Raw genomic sequence first — 15,982 nt, 5'->3', positions numbered from 1 at the left:
CGCCCCACGTGGCCGTCGGTCTCGCCGCTGGCGCGGGCCAGCAGTTCGGCGCTCTCCTGCTCGGTCAGCACGTCCAGCGACACGGGCGGGACCTCGTCCAGGCCGAGCAGCCGGTTGCGGCTCGTGATGAGCGCGACGGAGGGGCCGGCACCGGGCAGCAGTGGGCGGACCTGGTCGGCGTCGGCGGCGTTGTCGAGGACCACGACGGCCCGCCGGTGGGCCAGTTCGGACCGCCAGCAGGCGGCCAGCTCCTCGACACCGCCGTCCTGCGGGACCTTCTCGGAGGGCACGTCGAGGGCGGCGAGCAGGGTCCGCAGGGCCCGGTCGGGGTCGAGCGGTCTGCGGCCCTCGGTGAAGCCGTGCAGGTCCAGGTAGAGCTGGGCGTCCGGGTAGTCGGCGGCGAGCCGGTGCGCCGCGTGCACGGCCAGGCAGGTCTTGCCCACGCCCGCCATGCCGTCGACGGCGATCACCCCGCTGCCGGACACCCCGTCGAGCACGGCTGCGAGCTCGGCCTCGCGGCCGGTGAAGTCGGGCACGTCGCGCGGGAGGTCGTTGCGGGGCGGGCGCGGGACACCGGCGGGCGGTGCGGGCGGGGGAACCTGGCGGCTGGTCTTCGGTGGTGCCGGCAGGGGATTGGAAGCCCGCTCCCACAGGGGACGCAACGGGCGGGGATCGCGCTGCACGAGCCGGCACAGGGCGATCACCGCGGGCCACGGCGGGACCGTCTGGCCGCCGAGGTAGCGGGACAGGGACGAGGAGCTCAGACCCGCGTCCCGCGCGAGGGCCCGCACGCCCCGCCGGGACAGCTCCTGGAGCAGCCGTAGCCGGGCGGCGAGCTCCTCGCGCGGATCTACGGCCCCTGTCCTGTCGTGCTCAACCACTGTCCCCCGCCCCCTGTCCCGCCCCGGCAGAACGTGTCCGGGCAGGATCCTGCCTGCTCAAGGCTGCTTCGGCCGTCCCACGGTGTCCCACGGCCGTCGTCCTGACAAGCCCTCTCGGCTGAGATGGAATCACACCCCGCCGCAGCGGAGCCCCGTACGACAGAGGAGCGAATCCCGATGCAGTCCCGTATGCAGAACCCCGCCGTCGTACTGTCCGACGCGATGCAGCCCATCCAGCAGCTCCTCAAGGCCGTGCACTCCGGTGGAGTCGACGGGCAGACGCTGGAGCTGGTGCACCTGCGGGTCAGTCAGATCAACGGATGCAGCGCGTGTGTGGACGGCGGCGCCAAGACGGCCAGCAAGGCGGGAGTGAGCGACGAGCGGCTGGCCACGGTCGCCGCGTGGCGGGAGGCCGCCTACTTCACGGAGGAGGAGCGGGCGGCGCTCGCGCTGGCCGAGGCGGCGACGCGCCTCGCCGACCGTCCCGACGCGGTGAGCGACGAGGTCTGGGACACGGCCGCCACCTACTTCGACGAGAAGCAGCTCGCCGCGATCGTCCTCATGATCGGCGTCACCAACCTCTTCAACCGGCTCAACGCCACGACCCGGCAGATCGCCGGCGCGTGGGGATGAGCGCCACGGCAGTTCTCGCGTGAAGATATGCCCGACCACCCGTAGAGCAGGAGGAACCGCTATGGCCGGTACGCGCAAGACGACCAGCAGGACCGAGACGTTCACCGCCGAGGAGCGCGCCGCGATGAAGGAGCGCGCCCAGGAGGTCAAGGCGTCGGCGCGCCGCAGCTCGCGTGCCGACAAGGCGGCGGAGGACGAGGCCGCGGTGGTCGCGAAGATCGCCGAGATGCAGGACACGGACCGGGTCATGGCAGAACGGATCCACGCCGTCGTCAAGGAGAACGCGCCCGGTCTGGCGCCGAAGCTCTGGTACGGGATGCCCGCCTACGCCAAGGACGGCAAGGTGGTCTGTTTCTTCCAGAGCGCGGAGAAGTTCAACGCGCGGTACGCGACTTTTGGCTTCAACGACAAGGCGAACCTCGACGAGGGCACGATGTGGCCGACCGCCTTCGCGCTCACGAAGCTGACCGCGGCGGACGAGGAGCGGATCGGTGAGCTGGTGAAGAGGGCGGCGGGCTGAGGGCCGCGAGCGGGAAGAGGTGGCCGCACGATGCACAGGCCGACGAGCAGCCGACGTCCCGAGGGGCTGTTCGTCGGCCTGTGCACGTTGGACGTCGTTCAGCTGGTGCACCATGTGCCGGGCCCTGACGAGAAACTGACGAGTCATCAGCAGGTCGTGGCCGCGGGCGGTCCGGCGGCGAACGCGGCCGTGACCTTCAGCCATCTGGGCGGTGCGGCCGGGCTCCTGACCGGCATCGGCTCGCATCCGTTGGGAGTCGCGGTCGCGGCGGAGCTGCGGGACCTGGGCGTGCGCGTGCGGGACCTGGCGACGGATTCGGCCGAGCCGCCCGCCGTGTCGTCCATTCTGGTCACCGAGTCGACGGGAGACCGTGCCGTCGCCTCGACCAACGCGACAGGGTTCCGGCTCACGCCCCCCGACGACCTGGACGCGCTGGTGGCCGCCTGCGACATCGTCGAGTTCGACGGCCATCACATGGAGTTGGCTACCGCGACCGCTCGCGTCGCGCGGACCGTCGGCCGGCGAACCGTTCTGGACGGGGGCAGTTGGAAGGCCGGTACGGAGAAGCTGCTGCCGTGGATCGACGTGGCCGTCTGCTCGGCCGACTTCCGGCCGCCCGGCACGACCACCCCGGCGGACGTCCTGCGGTTCCTCACCGAGCACGGGGTCGTGTGGTCGGCGGTGAGCCGCGGAGGGCGGCCCATCGAATGGGCGGGCCCCGAAGGCGCCGGCACGGTGGAGGTGCCCGTTGTCCGGGTCGCGGACACACTGGGCGCGGGTGACGTCCTGCATGGGGCGCTCACCCACCACCTCGCCGGTCAGGGGCACTTGACCCCGTACGCCTTCGTCGAGGCCCTGCGCGCCGCGGCGGGGGTGGCCTCACGGGCGTGTGCCTCGTTCGGCACCCGGGCCTGGTTGCGGGGATCGTGACGCCCCCCCGCTCGGAAGGTGAGGCGTCCCACCTGACCGTGGCCCCGGACGCCCGAACGGGGCAGCCCCCGCTGGAGGCTGCCCCGTCCGTTACAGGACTCAGGACCTGCGGCCCCGTGCGCTCCACCCGCTGCCGATGCCCGCCAGGTGAAGCGCGAGCACCATGAGGCCGAGCAGCATGATGTTCGTCGAACTGAAGGTGTCATTGGTCGAGATGTCCGCAGCGTTGATCAGAAAGGAGATGAAGAACAGGACCGCGGAGATGATGGCGAGCATGGTGCCCGTCCCTTCGATTGTCTGAGGTAGTCACGCTGGGTACAACCCGCATGCCCCCAACTCCCCCATACATGTGGGGAGAACGTGTCGTTCGACTGGTCGGACATCGTTCGAAACCTATTGACGTCGCCGTACGGCCCGATTGACACTCTCGCAACACGACGTCACACAGCCGAAACGGCAGGGTGCCCACCGCCGAGGCCCCGCCATGCCACCCCACGCCTCAGCAGGGAACCCCACATGACGTATCCAGCACGTCCGCGCACCCGCGCGAGACGCCGGGCGGGCCGCCTCGCCGCCCTGACCGCCGCGTCGCTGTTCCTGGGCCTCGCCGCGCCCATGGTCCCCGCCCAGGCGGCGGACACCGCGGACGTCACCGAGGGACTGGCCCTCTGGTACAAGCTGGACGGCGCCTCGGGCACTACCGTCACCGACGCCTCCGGCCACGGCCGCGACGGCATGGTGAACGGCACCGCCGACTGGTCGGACCCGGCGCACGGCCTCGCCTTCAACGGCTCCGACACCTACATCAAGGTGCCGGACGACGTCATGAAGGGCATGGACTCCATCACCGTCTCCACGGACGTGCTGATCGACTCCGCCCAGAGCACGCCGTACTTCCTCTACGGCTTCGGCAACTCCAGCGGCGGCACCGGCAACGGGTACCTGTTCGCCACCGGCAACTCCCTGCGCACCTCGATCGCGAGCGGCAACTGGTCGACCGAGCAGACCACGAAGCCCTCCGACGCGCACAACCTCACCCGCGCGGTGTGGAAGCAGCTGACCTACACCCAGACCGGCTCCACCGGTGTCCTGTACGAGGACGGTGTCGAGGTGGGCCGCAACACGGCGGTCACCATCACGCCCGGCGCCATCGGCTCCGGCACCACCACCGCCAACTACATCGGCAAGTCGGTCTACTCCGGTGACAAGCTGTTCAAGGGCCGGATCCGCGACTTCCGCGTCTACGACCGAGCCCTCGCCGCCTCCGAGGTCGAGCAGCTCACCTTGCCGCTCGCCACCGAGGGCATCGCTGCCGACAAGGCCGCGCTCAGCCTGGGCGACACCAGCGCGGTCACGGCCGACCTGGACCTGCCGAAGACCGGCACGGCCGGCGGGTCCTCCATCACCTGGGCCAGCGACAACCCGGACGTGGTGAGCGGTTCCGGCAAGGTGACCCGCCCCGCCGCCGGTGCGCCGGACGGCCACGCCACGCTCACGGCGACCCTCAAGAAGGGTTCCGTGACCGACACCAAGAGCTTCGACGTCACGGTCCTGCCGGACTTCGACGACACCACGGCCGCCGAGCGGGCCGCCCAGTCGCTCGCCGTCCACAACATCGACGACGTACGCGGCAACCTCACCCTCCCGGCAACCGGTGACTACGGCACCGCCGTCTCCTGGTCCTCCGCCGACGAGGACGTCGTCGCGGACGACGGCGTGGTCCACCGCCCCGCACACGGCGACGGCGACGCCACCGTGAAGCTGACCGCCACCGTCACCAGGGGCGACGCGAAGGCCACCCGCGCCTTCGCCGCCAAGGTTCCCGAACTCCCCGCGAAACAGGCCCTCAAGGGCTACATGTTCAGCTACTTCACCGGCGAGGGCACCTCGGACGGCGAGCAGCTCTACGCCGCGCTCAGCAAGGGCGACGACCCCATGAAGTGGCGGGAGTTGAACGACGGCAAGCCGGTCCTGACCTCCACGCTCGGCGAGAAGGGCCTGCGCGACCCGTTCATCATCCGCTCCCCCGAGGGCGACAAGTTCTACCAGATCGCCACCGACCTGAGGATCTACGGCAACGGCGACTGGGACGCCTCGCAGCGCACCGGCAGCAAGTCCGTCATGGTCTGGGAGTCCACCGACCTCGTCCACTGGACGAACCAGCGGCTGGTCAAGGTCTCGCCCGACAGCGCGGGCAACACCTGGGCGCCCGAGGCGTACTACGACAGCAAGCTCGGCGAGTACGTCGTCTTCTGGGCGTCGAAGCTGTACGACAACGCGGCGCACTCCGGCGACACGTACAACCGCATGATGTACGCGACCACCCGCGACTTCTACACCTTCAGCGAGCCCAAGGTCTGGATCGACCGCGGTTACTCGGTCATCGACTCCACGATGATCCAGAACAACGGCACCTACTACCGCCTGTCGAAGGACGAGCGGAACAACAGCTCCTCGACGCCCAACAGCAAGTTCATCTTCGAGGAGAAGAGCGACTCGATCCTGAACCCGGACTGGACCGCCGTCGCGGAGGGCATCGGCAAGGGCGCGATGAGCGCCGCCGAGGGGCCGCTGGTGTTCAAGTCGAACACCGAGGAGAAGTGGTACGCGTTCCTCGACGAGTTCGGGGGCCGCGGATACATCCCCTTCGAGACGACCGACCTCGATTCCGGCAAGTGGACCCCGGTCACCGACTACGACCTGCCGGCCAGGCCGCGCCACGGCACCGTCCTCCCGGTCACCCAGGCCGAGTACGACCGGCTCCTGCGCTCGTACCAGCCGGACCAGCTCGTCGAGAGCGTCGAGGGCATCTCCGTGAAGACGCGGATCGGCCAGGCGCCGGTCCTGCCGGCCACCGTGATCGCCACCTACGCCGACGGCGTCAAGCGTCCCGTCGCGGTCACCTGGGACGACGTCCCGGCGTCGAAGTACGACCGGGCGGGCACCTTCACGGTCACCGGCAGCCTGCCCGACGGCGCGGCGATCCCGGTCCAGGCCGAGGTCACCGTCTCGCAGGAGGGCCCCGACGTCCCGGCCGACCTGCTGCTGCACTACGGCTTCGACGAGAGCGGCGGCAACATCGCCCGTGACGTGAGCGGACACGGCTACCACGGCACCTACGTCGGCACGCCCGATTTCGGCACCGGTGTGGACGGCGGCTCGTTCAAGATGTCCGGCGACTCCGGCTCGCCGTATGTGAAGATCCCGAACGGTGTGCTGAAGAACGCCGACAGCGTGACCGTGTCGACATACGCCAAGTGGAAGGGCGGCAGCAGCTTCCAGTGGCTGTTCGGGCTCGGCCCCGACAGCAACAAGTACCTGTTCGCCACGCCGTCCAACGGCGGCAACAGCCTCTACTCGGCCATCAGCAAGGCGAGTTGGTCGGCGGAGTCCAAGCTGACGGCGGGCTCGCAGCTCACGCCCGGCGAGTGGCGGCACGTCACCGTCACCCTCGACGGGACGACCGGCACGATGGTCCTCTATGTCGACGGCGTCGAGGCGGCCCGCACGACCACCACCATCAAGCCGTCCGAGCTGTACGACGCGAACAAGGACTACAGCGGCTACATCGGCCGGTCCCTGTACGACGGCGACCCGGCCTTCGGCGGCGAGGTCGACGACTTCCGCATCTACGACCGGGCCCTGTCCGCCGCGGAGGTCATGGAGCTCAGCGGCAACACCGCGGGCATCGCCAAGGCGACGCACCCGGCGCTCAAGGTCGACGCCATCGTCGACAACGCGGACAGCAAGGTCACCCTGCCGATGAAGGAGGGCACCGATCTCACCGCGCTGGCACCGGAGTTCACCCTGGCCCACGGCGCGGCGATCAGCCCCGCCTCCGGGAGCGTGCAGGACTTCAGCAAGCCGGTGACGTACGAGGTGACGGGCTCCGACGGCAAGAAGCGCACCTGGACCGTGTCGGCGCTCATCATGAGGAGTCCGGTCCTGCCGGGGCTCAACGCCGACCCGAACATCGTCCGCTTCGGCGACACCTTCTACATCTACCCGACCACCGACGGCTTCGAGGGCTGGAGCGGTACGCAGTTCAAGGCGTACTCGTCCACCGACCTGGTCCACTGGAAGGACCACGGCGTCATCCTCGACCTCGGCCCCGACATCTCGTGGGCGGACAGCAGGGCCTGGGCGCCGACGATCGCCGAGAAGGACGGGAAGTACTACTTCTACTTCTGTGCCGACGCCAACATCGGTGTCGCGGTGTCCGACTCGCCGACCGGTCCGTTCAAGGACGCGCTGGGCCAACCGCTGCTCAAGGCGGGCCAGTTCAGCGGCCAGATGATCGACCCGGCCGTGTTCACGGACGACGACGGGCAGTCGTACCTCTACTGGGGCAACGGCCACGCCTACGTGGCCCCGCTGAACGCCGACATGACGTCCCTCGACCTCACGAAGATGAAGGACATCACGCCCAGCGGCTACAACGAGGGTTCGTTCGTCATCAAGCGCAACAGCACCTACTACCTGATGTGGTCGGAGAACGACACCCGCGACGAGAACTACCGCGTGGCCTACGCCACCGGCGCCTCCCCCACCGGCCCCTGGACCAAGCAGGGCGTGATCCTGGAGAAGGACCTCTCCCTCGGCATCAAGGGCACCGGCCACCACTCGGTCGTCCATGTGCCTGGCACCGACGACTGGTACATCGCCTATCACCGGTTCGCCATGCCCGGCGGTGACGGCATGCATCGCGAGACGACCATCGACAAGATGGAGTTCGGCTCGGACGGCCTGATCAAGAAGGTCGTGCCCACCCTGACCGGCGTCGACCCGGTGAGCATCGTGCACGCTGGTGCCGATGTGAGCGGAAAGGAAGGCGATGCGATCGCGCTGAACGGCACGATCTCCGGTGCGGGCAGCCCGAAGTGGACCGTCTCAGCGGGAGCACCCTGCACCGTCGCCGCCCCCGGGGCTGCGGCCACGACGGTCACCTGCACCGACAACGGCACCTACACGCTCACCCTGACCGGCGGGCGCAGCAGTGACACGGTGACGGTCAAGGTGGCCAACGCGGCGCCGGCGATCGTCTCGGCCACGGGTCCGAAGTCCCCGGTGCCGGCCGGAAAGAGCACGGTCGTCACGGCCGCGTTCACCGACCCGGGCAGGAGTGACACCCACACCTGCAAGGTCGACTGGAAGGACGGGAGCGCGCCGCAGTCCGGCAAGGTCACCGCCTCCGGCTGCCGGGCCGAGCACACGTACGCCAAGGCCGGGATCCGCCGTCCGGTGATCACCGTCACCGACGACGATGGCGCCTCCGACAGCAGGACGCTGCCCGAGCTGATCGTCTACGACCGTGCGGCCGGGCCCGCGCTCGGTGCCGGCCTGTTCAATTCCCCGGCCGGCGCCTACCCCGCCAAGCCGGGCCTGACGGGCAAGGCCGTCTTCTCCTTCGGGGCGGCCTACACACCCGGAGCCGTCGCGCCCCTCGGCAAGGTCTCCTTCGACTTCGGCCCGGCCTGGCTGAAGTTCCGTTCGACCAGCTCCGACTGGCTCGTGGTGACCGGCTCTCAGGCCGTCTACCAGGGATCCGGCACGCTGGGCGGCAAGGCCGGGTATGCCTTCCGCGTCACCGCCACCGATGCCCCGGACACCTTCCGCATCAGGATCTGGAAGAAGTCCGGCGGTGACGTCGTCTACGACAACCTCACCGGTTCGAAGATCAGCGGGACCGTCACCGTCGGAAAGAGCCGACGGTAGGCCCAGGCATCGCGCAGCAACCGAACCCCGCCGGCAGACTTCCTGCCGGCGGGGTTCGTCGTTGGCGTCCGTTCATGGACGTGGTCGATTAACCTCTGCGCAACCTCTTTCGCCCCGATGAACCTCGTGGCATGCTCACCGGCCAACGCACTTCTGAACGTCGTTCACATCCATGAAAGGCACATGGGAAGGGCGAACGGACATGAGCAATGTGCACACGGGCCCCCAGGGCCATCCGAATGTCATGGGCATGACCAGGCGAAGCCTGCTGGGAAGTGCTGTCGCCGTGGCAGCCGCCACCGTCACCGCACCGGCCGCCAACGCGACCGAAGTCCCGTCACTGTGGCGGGAGTTCCACCGCACCCCCTTCACCCACCCGCAGATCCCGTACGTCGGCAGGGCCGGCTGCCGCGGCGGGGCGGCGCACTTCCCCCGCCGCCCCGTCGTCGCCGACGTTCGCCGGTTCGGTGCTGTGGCGGACGGCAGGACCGACTCCGCCCCCGCGATCAACCGTGCCATCGCCGCTGCCGGAAAGGCCGGCGGTGGCACGGTCACCATCCCGCCGGGCACGTTCCTCATCGACGACGTCATCCGGCTGGACCACTCGAACGTGGTCCTGAAGGGCGCCGACAGCGGTCGTACGACGTTGTACGCGACGAAGAACCTCACCGAGCTGATCGGGGTCTACGGCTCCCGCTACGGCGGGGACAAGTCGTCCTGGTCCTGGGCCGGGGGTCTCATCTGGCTGGCTCCCCGGGCCCGTTGGGAGTCCCTCGTCGCCGCGATCCGGGCCAAGGCATGGCCCTTCGAGGGCTGGACGGGCAACCGGCGCGACGAGTGGCGGCCCCTCACGACGGTCGCCCCGGCACGGCAGGGCTCGTGGACGGTGACGGTCGCCGACGCGTCGTCGCTGCGTCCCGGTGCCCTGGTCCTCCTGCGGCTCTCCGACGACGCGGACCACACCCTCCTCGAGCACATGTGCGGCGGTGGCCCCGGAACGGAGGCCTACTACTGGGACGACAAGACGAAACTGACCTCGTACGTCCCCTACGAGTGGCCCGTCCGCATCGCCCGCCTACACGGCCGCAAGGTCACCCTCGAACGCCCGCTCCCACTCGACCTACGCCCGGAGTGGACGCCACAACTGACCACGCATGTGACCGAGTTGACCGGCTCGGGGGTCGAGGGCCTGACCCTGGAGGCGGCGCTGACCCCCCAGCAGCCGCATCTGCTGGACAAGGGCCGCAACGGCGTCGTGCTGCAGTGCGCGTACGACTGCTGGGTGGACGACGTGACGGTGCGACATGTCGACAACGGGTTCGGCCTGGTGGCCGCCTCCGCGTGCACCCTGCGCCGGACGCGGGTCGCGGGCCGCGGCTCCCACCACCCCTACTTCTGCCGCGAGGGCTCGCACGACAACCTCGTGGAGGACTTCACGATCGAGGAGCGCACCAGCCCCGCGCAAGCCAACACCCAGCTGCACGGCATCAACGTCGAGGGGCTGTCGTCGTACAACGTCTGGTCGCGCGGTGACATGCGGATGGGCACCTTCGACAGCCATCGCGGTCTGCCCTTCGCCAATGTCCGCACCGACATCACCGTGAACAACAACGGCCGCCACGGCGGTGACGCGAGCGCGGGCCCCCTCTTCGGCGCCCGGTTCACGCACTGGAACGTCCGCGTCACCAACGGCCGCGCGGGGCTGGTGAAGATCGACGGTCTGGCGCCGTACTCCGCGACCGTCGGCGTCGACGCGGTCACGGAGTTCGACCAGATCGACGTCCCCGACTTCACGGGCGATCTGCACACCCGCCTGGAGCTGTACGGCAGTCCGGGCGAGGTGCGGCCACGGAACCTGTACGAGGCCCAGCGCCGGCTGAACGGAGTGGGCCGATGAGCGCGCGTTCCCGCCTGTGCGGCGCCCTGGTGACAGCCCTGGCCGCGCTCACCACCGGGCTCTGTGCACCGGTGGCGGCACAGACCGCTCCCCCGCCGCACACCGCGGTCCTGGACGGTGCCCGTCTGCAGCTGACGAAAGCCCGGCTCGACCGTGGTGATCCGCAACTGCGGCGCACGGTGAGGGCGTTGACCGCCCGCGCCGACAAGTGGCTGGACCAGGGCCCCTGGACCGTCGTCGACAAGCCGAGGCCCGCCCCCGGCGGGGATGTCCACGACTACCTCAGCCAGGCCCCGTACTGGTGGCCCTCCCAGACCCCGACCGCCGACAACCCCTGGGGCTGCCCGTACGTCCAGCGGGACGGCCAGCGCAATCCCGAGGTCGACTCCGGCACCGACCGCCAGGACGTCGAGAAGACCTTCGACTCCGCGTACGACCTCTCCCTCGCCTGGTACTACACCGGTGAGAGCCGGTACGCACGCAAGGCCGGGCAGGTGCTGCGCACCTGGTTCCTCGACCCGGCCACCCGGATGAACCCCAACCTGGACCACGCCCAGTTCATCCCGTGCAAGTACGACGGCCGGGCCATCGGCATCATCGACTTCTCGCAGTCGTACACCGGCGTCCTCGACGCGATCGCCCTCCTGAACAGCGGTGCTCCGGGCTGGAACGGGAAGGACCGCACCGGCATGGCCCGGTGGAACACCGACTTCCTCGGCTGGCTCAAGGACAGCGACTTCGGCAAGCAGGAGGGCGCCGCGGCCAACAACCACGGCACCTTCTACGACCTGCTGCTCGCCGGCCTCGCCTACGCGACCGGTGACAAGGCACTGGCCCGTCGGACGGTCCTGGACGCCCGGAGCAGGCGCATCGCACCGCAGATCGCGGCCGACGGCAGTCAGCCCCAGGAGCTGGCCCGGACGCGCAGTTGGCACTACTCGACCTTCGACCTGGTCGCCTACACCCGGCTCGCGGCCATCGGACGGCACGTCGGGGTCGATCTGTGGGCGTACTGGGGCCCGGACGGACAGAGCCTGTTCAAGGCGGTGGACTATCTGCTGCCCGCCGCGACCGGAGCCGCCGGCTGGCCCCATCCGGAGCTGGAGTTCCTGCGGTATGCGGCCACCGACGTCGTGCACGCGGCCGCGGACGCCGGTGACGTGCGGGCGCGGAGGGCTGTTCCGTCACTGGAGGCGCCGCCGGGCGGCGACCTGTGGGCGCTGCGTCCGGCGGCGGAACAGCTGGACTCCATCGCGGGGTGAGGGCCGTCGTGCGGGCGTCGGGGACAGGGGCGGTCGCCCGGCCGACGCCCTACGGCCACAGCCGCACCATGCCCTGAGAGGCCATAGCCGGCGTGCGGCAGCGGGAACTCCCGCCGCCGACACGCCTCGTCGGCACCTGTCCCCTGTCACCCGCTCTTGCGGCCGACTCCCGCGTACACCCAGTACTCCGACGGGTTCTCCGGGAGGTCCTCGCCCTTGTCCGGGCGCCACAGCGGGACATGGACCAGGCCCGGTTCCGTCAGGTCGAACCCGGTGAAGAGGCCCTGTATCTCGTCGTGGGAGCGGGCGGTGACCGGTGAGGTGGCCCGGGAGCGGTACAGCTGGGTGACCGCGGCGGCCGTGTCGGGGCGGTCCTGGTTGGTGGCGTGGGACAGGGCCAGCCAGCTGCCCTCGGGCAGGGCGTCCCGGAAGGCGGCGACGATGCCGGCCGGATTCTCCTCCGGCGTGACGAAGTGCAGGATGGCGACCATGAGCACGGCGACCGGCTGACCGAAGTCGATCAGCTCGCGCACCTGCGGCGAGGACAGGACATCGGCCGGCCGCCGGATGTCGGCGTCGACGATGTCGGCGCGCGGGTTGTCGGAGAGCAGGGTGGTGCTGTGGGCGACGGCCACCGGGTCCTTGTCGACGTAGACCACCCTGGCCTCGGGGCTCGCCGCCTGAGCCACCTCGTGGACGTTGCCCTGCGTGGGGATCCCGGAGCCCAGGTCGATGAACTGGCGGACGCCGGCGTCGGTCAGGAAGCGCACGGCCCGCCCCAGGAAGGCGCGGTTGGCGCGGGCCAGCGCTCGCACCTGGGGGTCGATGGCCGTGACGGCCGCCACCGCCTCCCGGTCAATGGCGAAGTTGTGCTCGCCGCCCAGCAAGGCGTCGTACATCCGGGCTACGCTCGCCTTGTCCGGATCGGTCCCTGGCGGCAGAGCATCCGTGTCGGTCACCAGAACGTCCTTTCCCACCAGTGCACTTGACGCTCCATCATATAGTTGCGCTGCGACGCCCGGCGATCGATCGTGCCGCCGGGTTGCCCGGACCCCCCACCCGGAAAGGCACTAAGACCCTGCGGAACGAACCGCACAGCCGCTCAGCCGACACCCCCACCGCGGTGCCCCAGCCCCGCCGTTCGGCCTTCTCCCCCGCGGCCGACGTCATCGGCTCGGAACTCGACCTGGGGCTGACCGGCAGCCATGTCGTGCACGCGCTGACGCCCGGCTTCTGCGACGCGGCGTCCCTGTATCTGCTGGAGCGGTGGCGGCGCGAGGAGACCACGTACGCCGGCGCGGACCCCGCCCAGATCGAGGCGCGCCGACTGGCCCTGCGCGTGGGCACGGACGCGCCCGAGTCCTGGGAGCGCACCCTGCCGGTCGGCGAGGTGATCGTCTTCCCCCGCGACACCCCGTACGCCCGCGCGCTGGTCGACGGGCACGCGCAGTTGCTCGACTCGGTCGACGCCCACACGGCCGAGCGGCTCGCCGCCTCCGCCGACGAGGAACCGCGCATCGGCGAACTTCTCAGGACGCGTTCCTTCCTCGTGGCACCGCTGCGGCTGCGGGGCGGGGCGATCGGCTTCGTCGCCTGCTCCCGCGGCCCGGACCGGGGGCCGTTCCTCACCGCGGAGGTCGCCGCCGTGGAGTCGCTGGCCGCGCGGGCCGCCGTCGCCCTGGACAACGCGCGCCGCTACGAGCACGAGCGCCGCACCGCCCTGGCCATCCGGGGCAGCCTGCTGCCGGGCACGATCCAGGAGGTCGAGGGCTGCCGCATCGCCCACGGCTCGCTGCCCGCCGGACAGGGCTCGATCATCGGCGGCGACTGGTTCGACGTACTGAGACGGCCGGGCGACCGGGTCAGCCTGATCGTCGGGGACGCCATGGGTCACGGTCCGGAGTCCGCCGTGGCGATGATCCAACTGCGCACCGCCGTACGCACACTGGCCGGTCTCGACATCCCCGCGGCCGATCTCGTACGACGGCTCGACGCGCTGGCCAGCGACACTCCCGGCGCCTCCTTCGCGACCTGCATCTACGCCGAGTGGGACCCCCGGCACCACACCTGCACCCTCGTGGGCGCCGGTCACCCTCCCCCGCTCCTGCGCGGCCCGGACGGCCGGACCGCTCCGGTCCCGCTGGTCGGCGCGGGCCTGCCGCTCGGCCTCGCCGCGGGCACCTACGAGCCGACCGTGCTGAGCATCGAGGACCCCGCGCTGCTCGTGCTCTACAGCGACGGTCTGGTCGAGTCCCGGGACGCCGACATAGACCACGAGATCGCCCGCCTGGCCCAGGCCCTCGACGCGGCGGCCGTCGACCACGACCCGCTCCCCTCGCTGTGCCGACGGCTGCTGTACGCCCCCTCCGATCCGGCCGGCGCGGACGACCGGACCCTGCTGCTCGCCGAACTCACCCCCAGCAAGGGCTAGTTCAGGCCGTCAGGTTCGCCCACACGGCGTTGCCGCCGGTGAGTCTGGACCGGTCCACCCCCCAGGTGTCCGCGAGTTCCTCCACCAGGAACAGTCCGCGCCCGCCCTCGTCGTCGAGGTCCGCGCGACACCGGCGCAGCGTGCGGCCCGAGCGCTCGTGGTCGTGCACCTCCAGCCGCAGGATCCCGTCGGTGACCAGCCCGATGCCGCACAGGATGCGCGCGCTGGGGGTGTGGCACACGGCGTTGGTGGCCAGTTCGGACAGGAGCAGCACCGCGTCCGAGCACAGCTCGCCCGGCAGGCTCCAGGTCTTGAGCCGGGTGCCGACGGAGCGCCGGGCGACGCCGATGCTGGAGCGGTGCGCGGGAAGTTCGATCCAGTGGGTTCGCTCCTGGTCCACGGCGTCCAACAGCTGAGGGAACGAGGTCGTGTGGGGGGACACGGTGTTGGCCTTCCGTGGGGGCGGCGGCGCGGCCGGGCGAGACGCATCGGGGGCAGGAGTGCCAACCCGCCGGAGGGTAGGGGGCGGTTGACGGAACCGTACGCGCGGTCGGCGGCACGGTTCACGCAAGTAATCATGCTCGCACCCAAGTTCAACCTGCAACCAGCTCCCTGATAATTTCAGAAAGCCGATATCGGCCTGGTGGCGTCAGCAAGTCGCTGTCAGACTCGTGCCGGTGACATCCCCTCAGGAGGTCAGGACGTGAGCGAAGGCCGTACGGGCACGGGTGGCACCAGTGCTCCCACCGTGCTGCGCATGATCCTGGGCCGGCGACTCCAGGAGCGGCGGCAGGGCGCGGGTGCCTCTCTGGAGGACGCCGCCAAGGCGCTCAGGGTGACGTCCCTGACCATCCGCCGCCTGGAGAAGGCCGAGGTCGCCCTCAAGCCGCTCTACGTGGAGAAGCTCCTCGAGACCTACGGGGCCGACCGGCAGGAGATCGACGAGTTCGTCGCCCTCGCCGAACGGGCCAACGCGCCCGGCTGGTGGCACACGTACCGGGACGTCCTGCCGACGTGGTTCAGCGCCTACGTCAGCCTGGAGGCCGGGGCCCGGACCCTGCGCACCTACGAGCCGCACTACGTCACGGGGCTGCTGCAGACCCACGCGTACGCACGCGGGGTCCTGCGCGGCGGCTTCCCGGGCGAGCCCGACGAGGACCTCGGGCGGCGGGTGGATCTGCGGCTGCGCCGCCAGAGCCTGCTGGAGAGACCCGACGCGCCCACGTTGTGGGTGGTGATGGAAGAGGCCGTACTGCACCGGGTGGTCGGCGGCCCCGAGGTCATGCGGGAGCAGATCGAACGCATCCTGGAGATCTCGGAGCTGGAGCACGTCAGCGTCGACGTCGTGCCGTTCACGGCCGGTGCCCACGTGGGCGCGTGCGCCCCGTTCACCTACTTCCGCTTCGAGGAGCCGGAGCTGCCGGACATCGTCTACACCGAGGTCCTCTCCGGCGCGATGTACCTGGACCAGCGCTCGGACGTGTCGGCGCATCTGGAGGCGCACAACCGCATGTCCCTGCTGACCTCGGACGCGGACAGCAAGGCACTCCTGAACCGCATGCGCAAGGAGTACTCATGACCAGCACCGACTGTCACGTCTACAACGGGATGCCGGCCACCGACCTCGGCGAGCAGGGCTGGGAGTCCCCGTGGAGCGGTCCCAACGGCGGCCAGTGCGTGCAGACGAAGCTCCTGGCCGACGGCCGGGTGGAC

12 protein-coding genes and 1 pseudogene are annotated in these 15,982 nt (G+C 70.3%); 9 read left to right on the top strand and 4 right to left on the bottom strand.

The genetic code is table 11. The annotated features are described in order from the left end of the window. Positions 1 to 881: helix-turn-helix domain-containing protein (locus ACFVYN_RS38180; protein ID WP_390006879.1), on the bottom strand; the 881-nt coding region annotated here is incomplete at its 3' end. 177 nt (positions 882 to 1,058) lie between these two features. Here ACFVYN_RS38180 and ACFVYN_RS38175 point away from each other — a divergent pair. The 3 genes from ACFVYN_RS38175 to ACFVYN_RS38165 all read left to right on the top strand — a co-directional run bounded on the left by ACFVYN_RS38175 (position 1,059) and on the right by ACFVYN_RS38165 (position 2,964). Beyond that, on the top strand, positions 1,059 to 1,514 hold the full coding sequence (locus ACFVYN_RS38175; RefSeq protein WP_390006878.1) for a carboxymuconolactone decarboxylase family protein: 456 nt from the start codon (positions 1,059 to 1,061) through the stop codon (positions 1,512 to 1,514). A gap of 61 nt (positions 1,515 to 1,575) precedes the next feature. Then, positions 1,576 to 2,034 (top strand): iron chaperone, encoded by a 459-nt coding sequence (locus ACFVYN_RS38170; protein ID WP_390006877.1) that lies wholly within the window; start codon positions 1,576 to 1,578, stop codon positions 2,032 to 2,034. A 30-nt stretch (positions 2,035 to 2,064) separates the two neighbouring features. Then, complete coding sequence (locus ACFVYN_RS38165; RefSeq protein ID WP_390006875.1) at positions 2,065 to 2,964, top strand: PfkB family carbohydrate kinase; 900 nt, start codon at positions 2,065 to 2,067, stop codon at positions 2,962 to 2,964. A 99-nt stretch (positions 2,965 to 3,063) separates the two neighbouring features. Here ACFVYN_RS38165 and ACFVYN_RS38160 read toward each other — a convergent pair whose 3' ends face one another. Beyond that, entirely contained in the window at positions 3,064 to 3,240 is a 177-nt protein-coding gene (locus tag ACFVYN_RS38160) for a hypothetical protein (protein WP_390006874.1), read from the bottom strand. A 240-nt stretch (positions 3,241 to 3,480) separates the two neighbouring features. Here ACFVYN_RS38160 and ACFVYN_RS38155 point away from each other — a divergent pair, with 240 nt between their 5' ends. From ACFVYN_RS38155 to ACFVYN_RS38145, 3 genes are all read left to right on the top strand, one after another. Then, entirely contained in the window at positions 3,481 to 8,679 is a 5,199-nt protein-coding gene (locus tag ACFVYN_RS38155) for a family 43 glycosylhydrolase (protein ID WP_390006873.1), read from the top strand. 244 nt (positions 8,680 to 8,923) lie between these two features. Next, complete coding sequence (locus ACFVYN_RS38150; protein WP_390006883.1) at positions 8,924 to 10,576, top strand: glycosyl hydrolase family 28-related protein; 1,653 nt, start codon at positions 8,924 to 8,926, stop codon at positions 10,574 to 10,576. After that, positions 10,573 to 11,838, top strand: a complete 1,266-nt coding sequence (locus ACFVYN_RS38145) for an alginate lyase family protein (RefSeq protein ID WP_390006872.1) — start codon at positions 10,573 to 10,575, stop codon at positions 11,836 to 11,838. Before ACFVYN_RS38150 ends, ACFVYN_RS38145 begins: the two co-directional genes overlap by 4 nt. Before the next feature lie 146 nt (positions 11,839 to 11,984). On the opposite strand, the gene ACFVYN_RS38140 is transcribed toward ACFVYN_RS38145, so the two are convergent. Then, positions 11,985 to 12,797 (bottom strand): SAM-dependent methyltransferase, encoded by an 813-nt coding sequence (locus ACFVYN_RS38140; protein ID WP_390006871.1) that lies wholly within the window; start codon positions 12,795 to 12,797, stop codon positions 11,985 to 11,987. A 164-nt stretch (positions 12,798 to 12,961) separates the two neighbouring features. Between ACFVYN_RS38140 and ACFVYN_RS38135 the strand changes: the two genes are divergently transcribed. Continuing rightward, positions 12,962 to 14,269, top strand: a complete 1,308-nt coding sequence (locus tag ACFVYN_RS38135) for a PP2C family protein-serine/threonine phosphatase (protein WP_390006870.1) — start codon at positions 12,962 to 12,964, stop codon at positions 14,267 to 14,269. 1 nt (position 14,270) lies between these two features. Here the strand turns inward: ACFVYN_RS38135 and ACFVYN_RS38130 are convergent, their stop codons facing one another. Then, a complete protein-coding gene (locus tag ACFVYN_RS38130; protein ID WP_390006869.1) occupies positions 14,271 to 14,711 on the bottom strand; it encodes an ATP-binding protein in 441 nt (146 codons plus the stop codon). Between the two features lie 261 nt (positions 14,712 to 14,972). Between ACFVYN_RS38130 and ACFVYN_RS38125 the strand changes: the two genes are divergently transcribed. Continuing rightward, entirely contained in the window at positions 14,973 to 15,848 is an 876-nt protein-coding gene (locus tag ACFVYN_RS38125) for a helix-turn-helix domain-containing protein (protein ID WP_390006868.1), read from the top strand. Then, positions 15,845 to 15,982 (top strand): annotated as a pseudogene (locus ACFVYN_RS38120) (DUF397 domain-containing protein); the annotation flags it as partial. The gene ACFVYN_RS38125 and the pseudogene ACFVYN_RS38120, both read left to right, overlap by 4 nt.

This window comes from Streptomyces sp. NPDC058307 (assembly GCF_042880295.1).
Taxonomy (GTDB): Bacteria; Actinomycetota; Actinomycetes; order Streptomycetales; family Streptomycetaceae; genus Streptomyces.
This window is presented reverse-complemented; position numbering and strand designations above follow the sequence as displayed.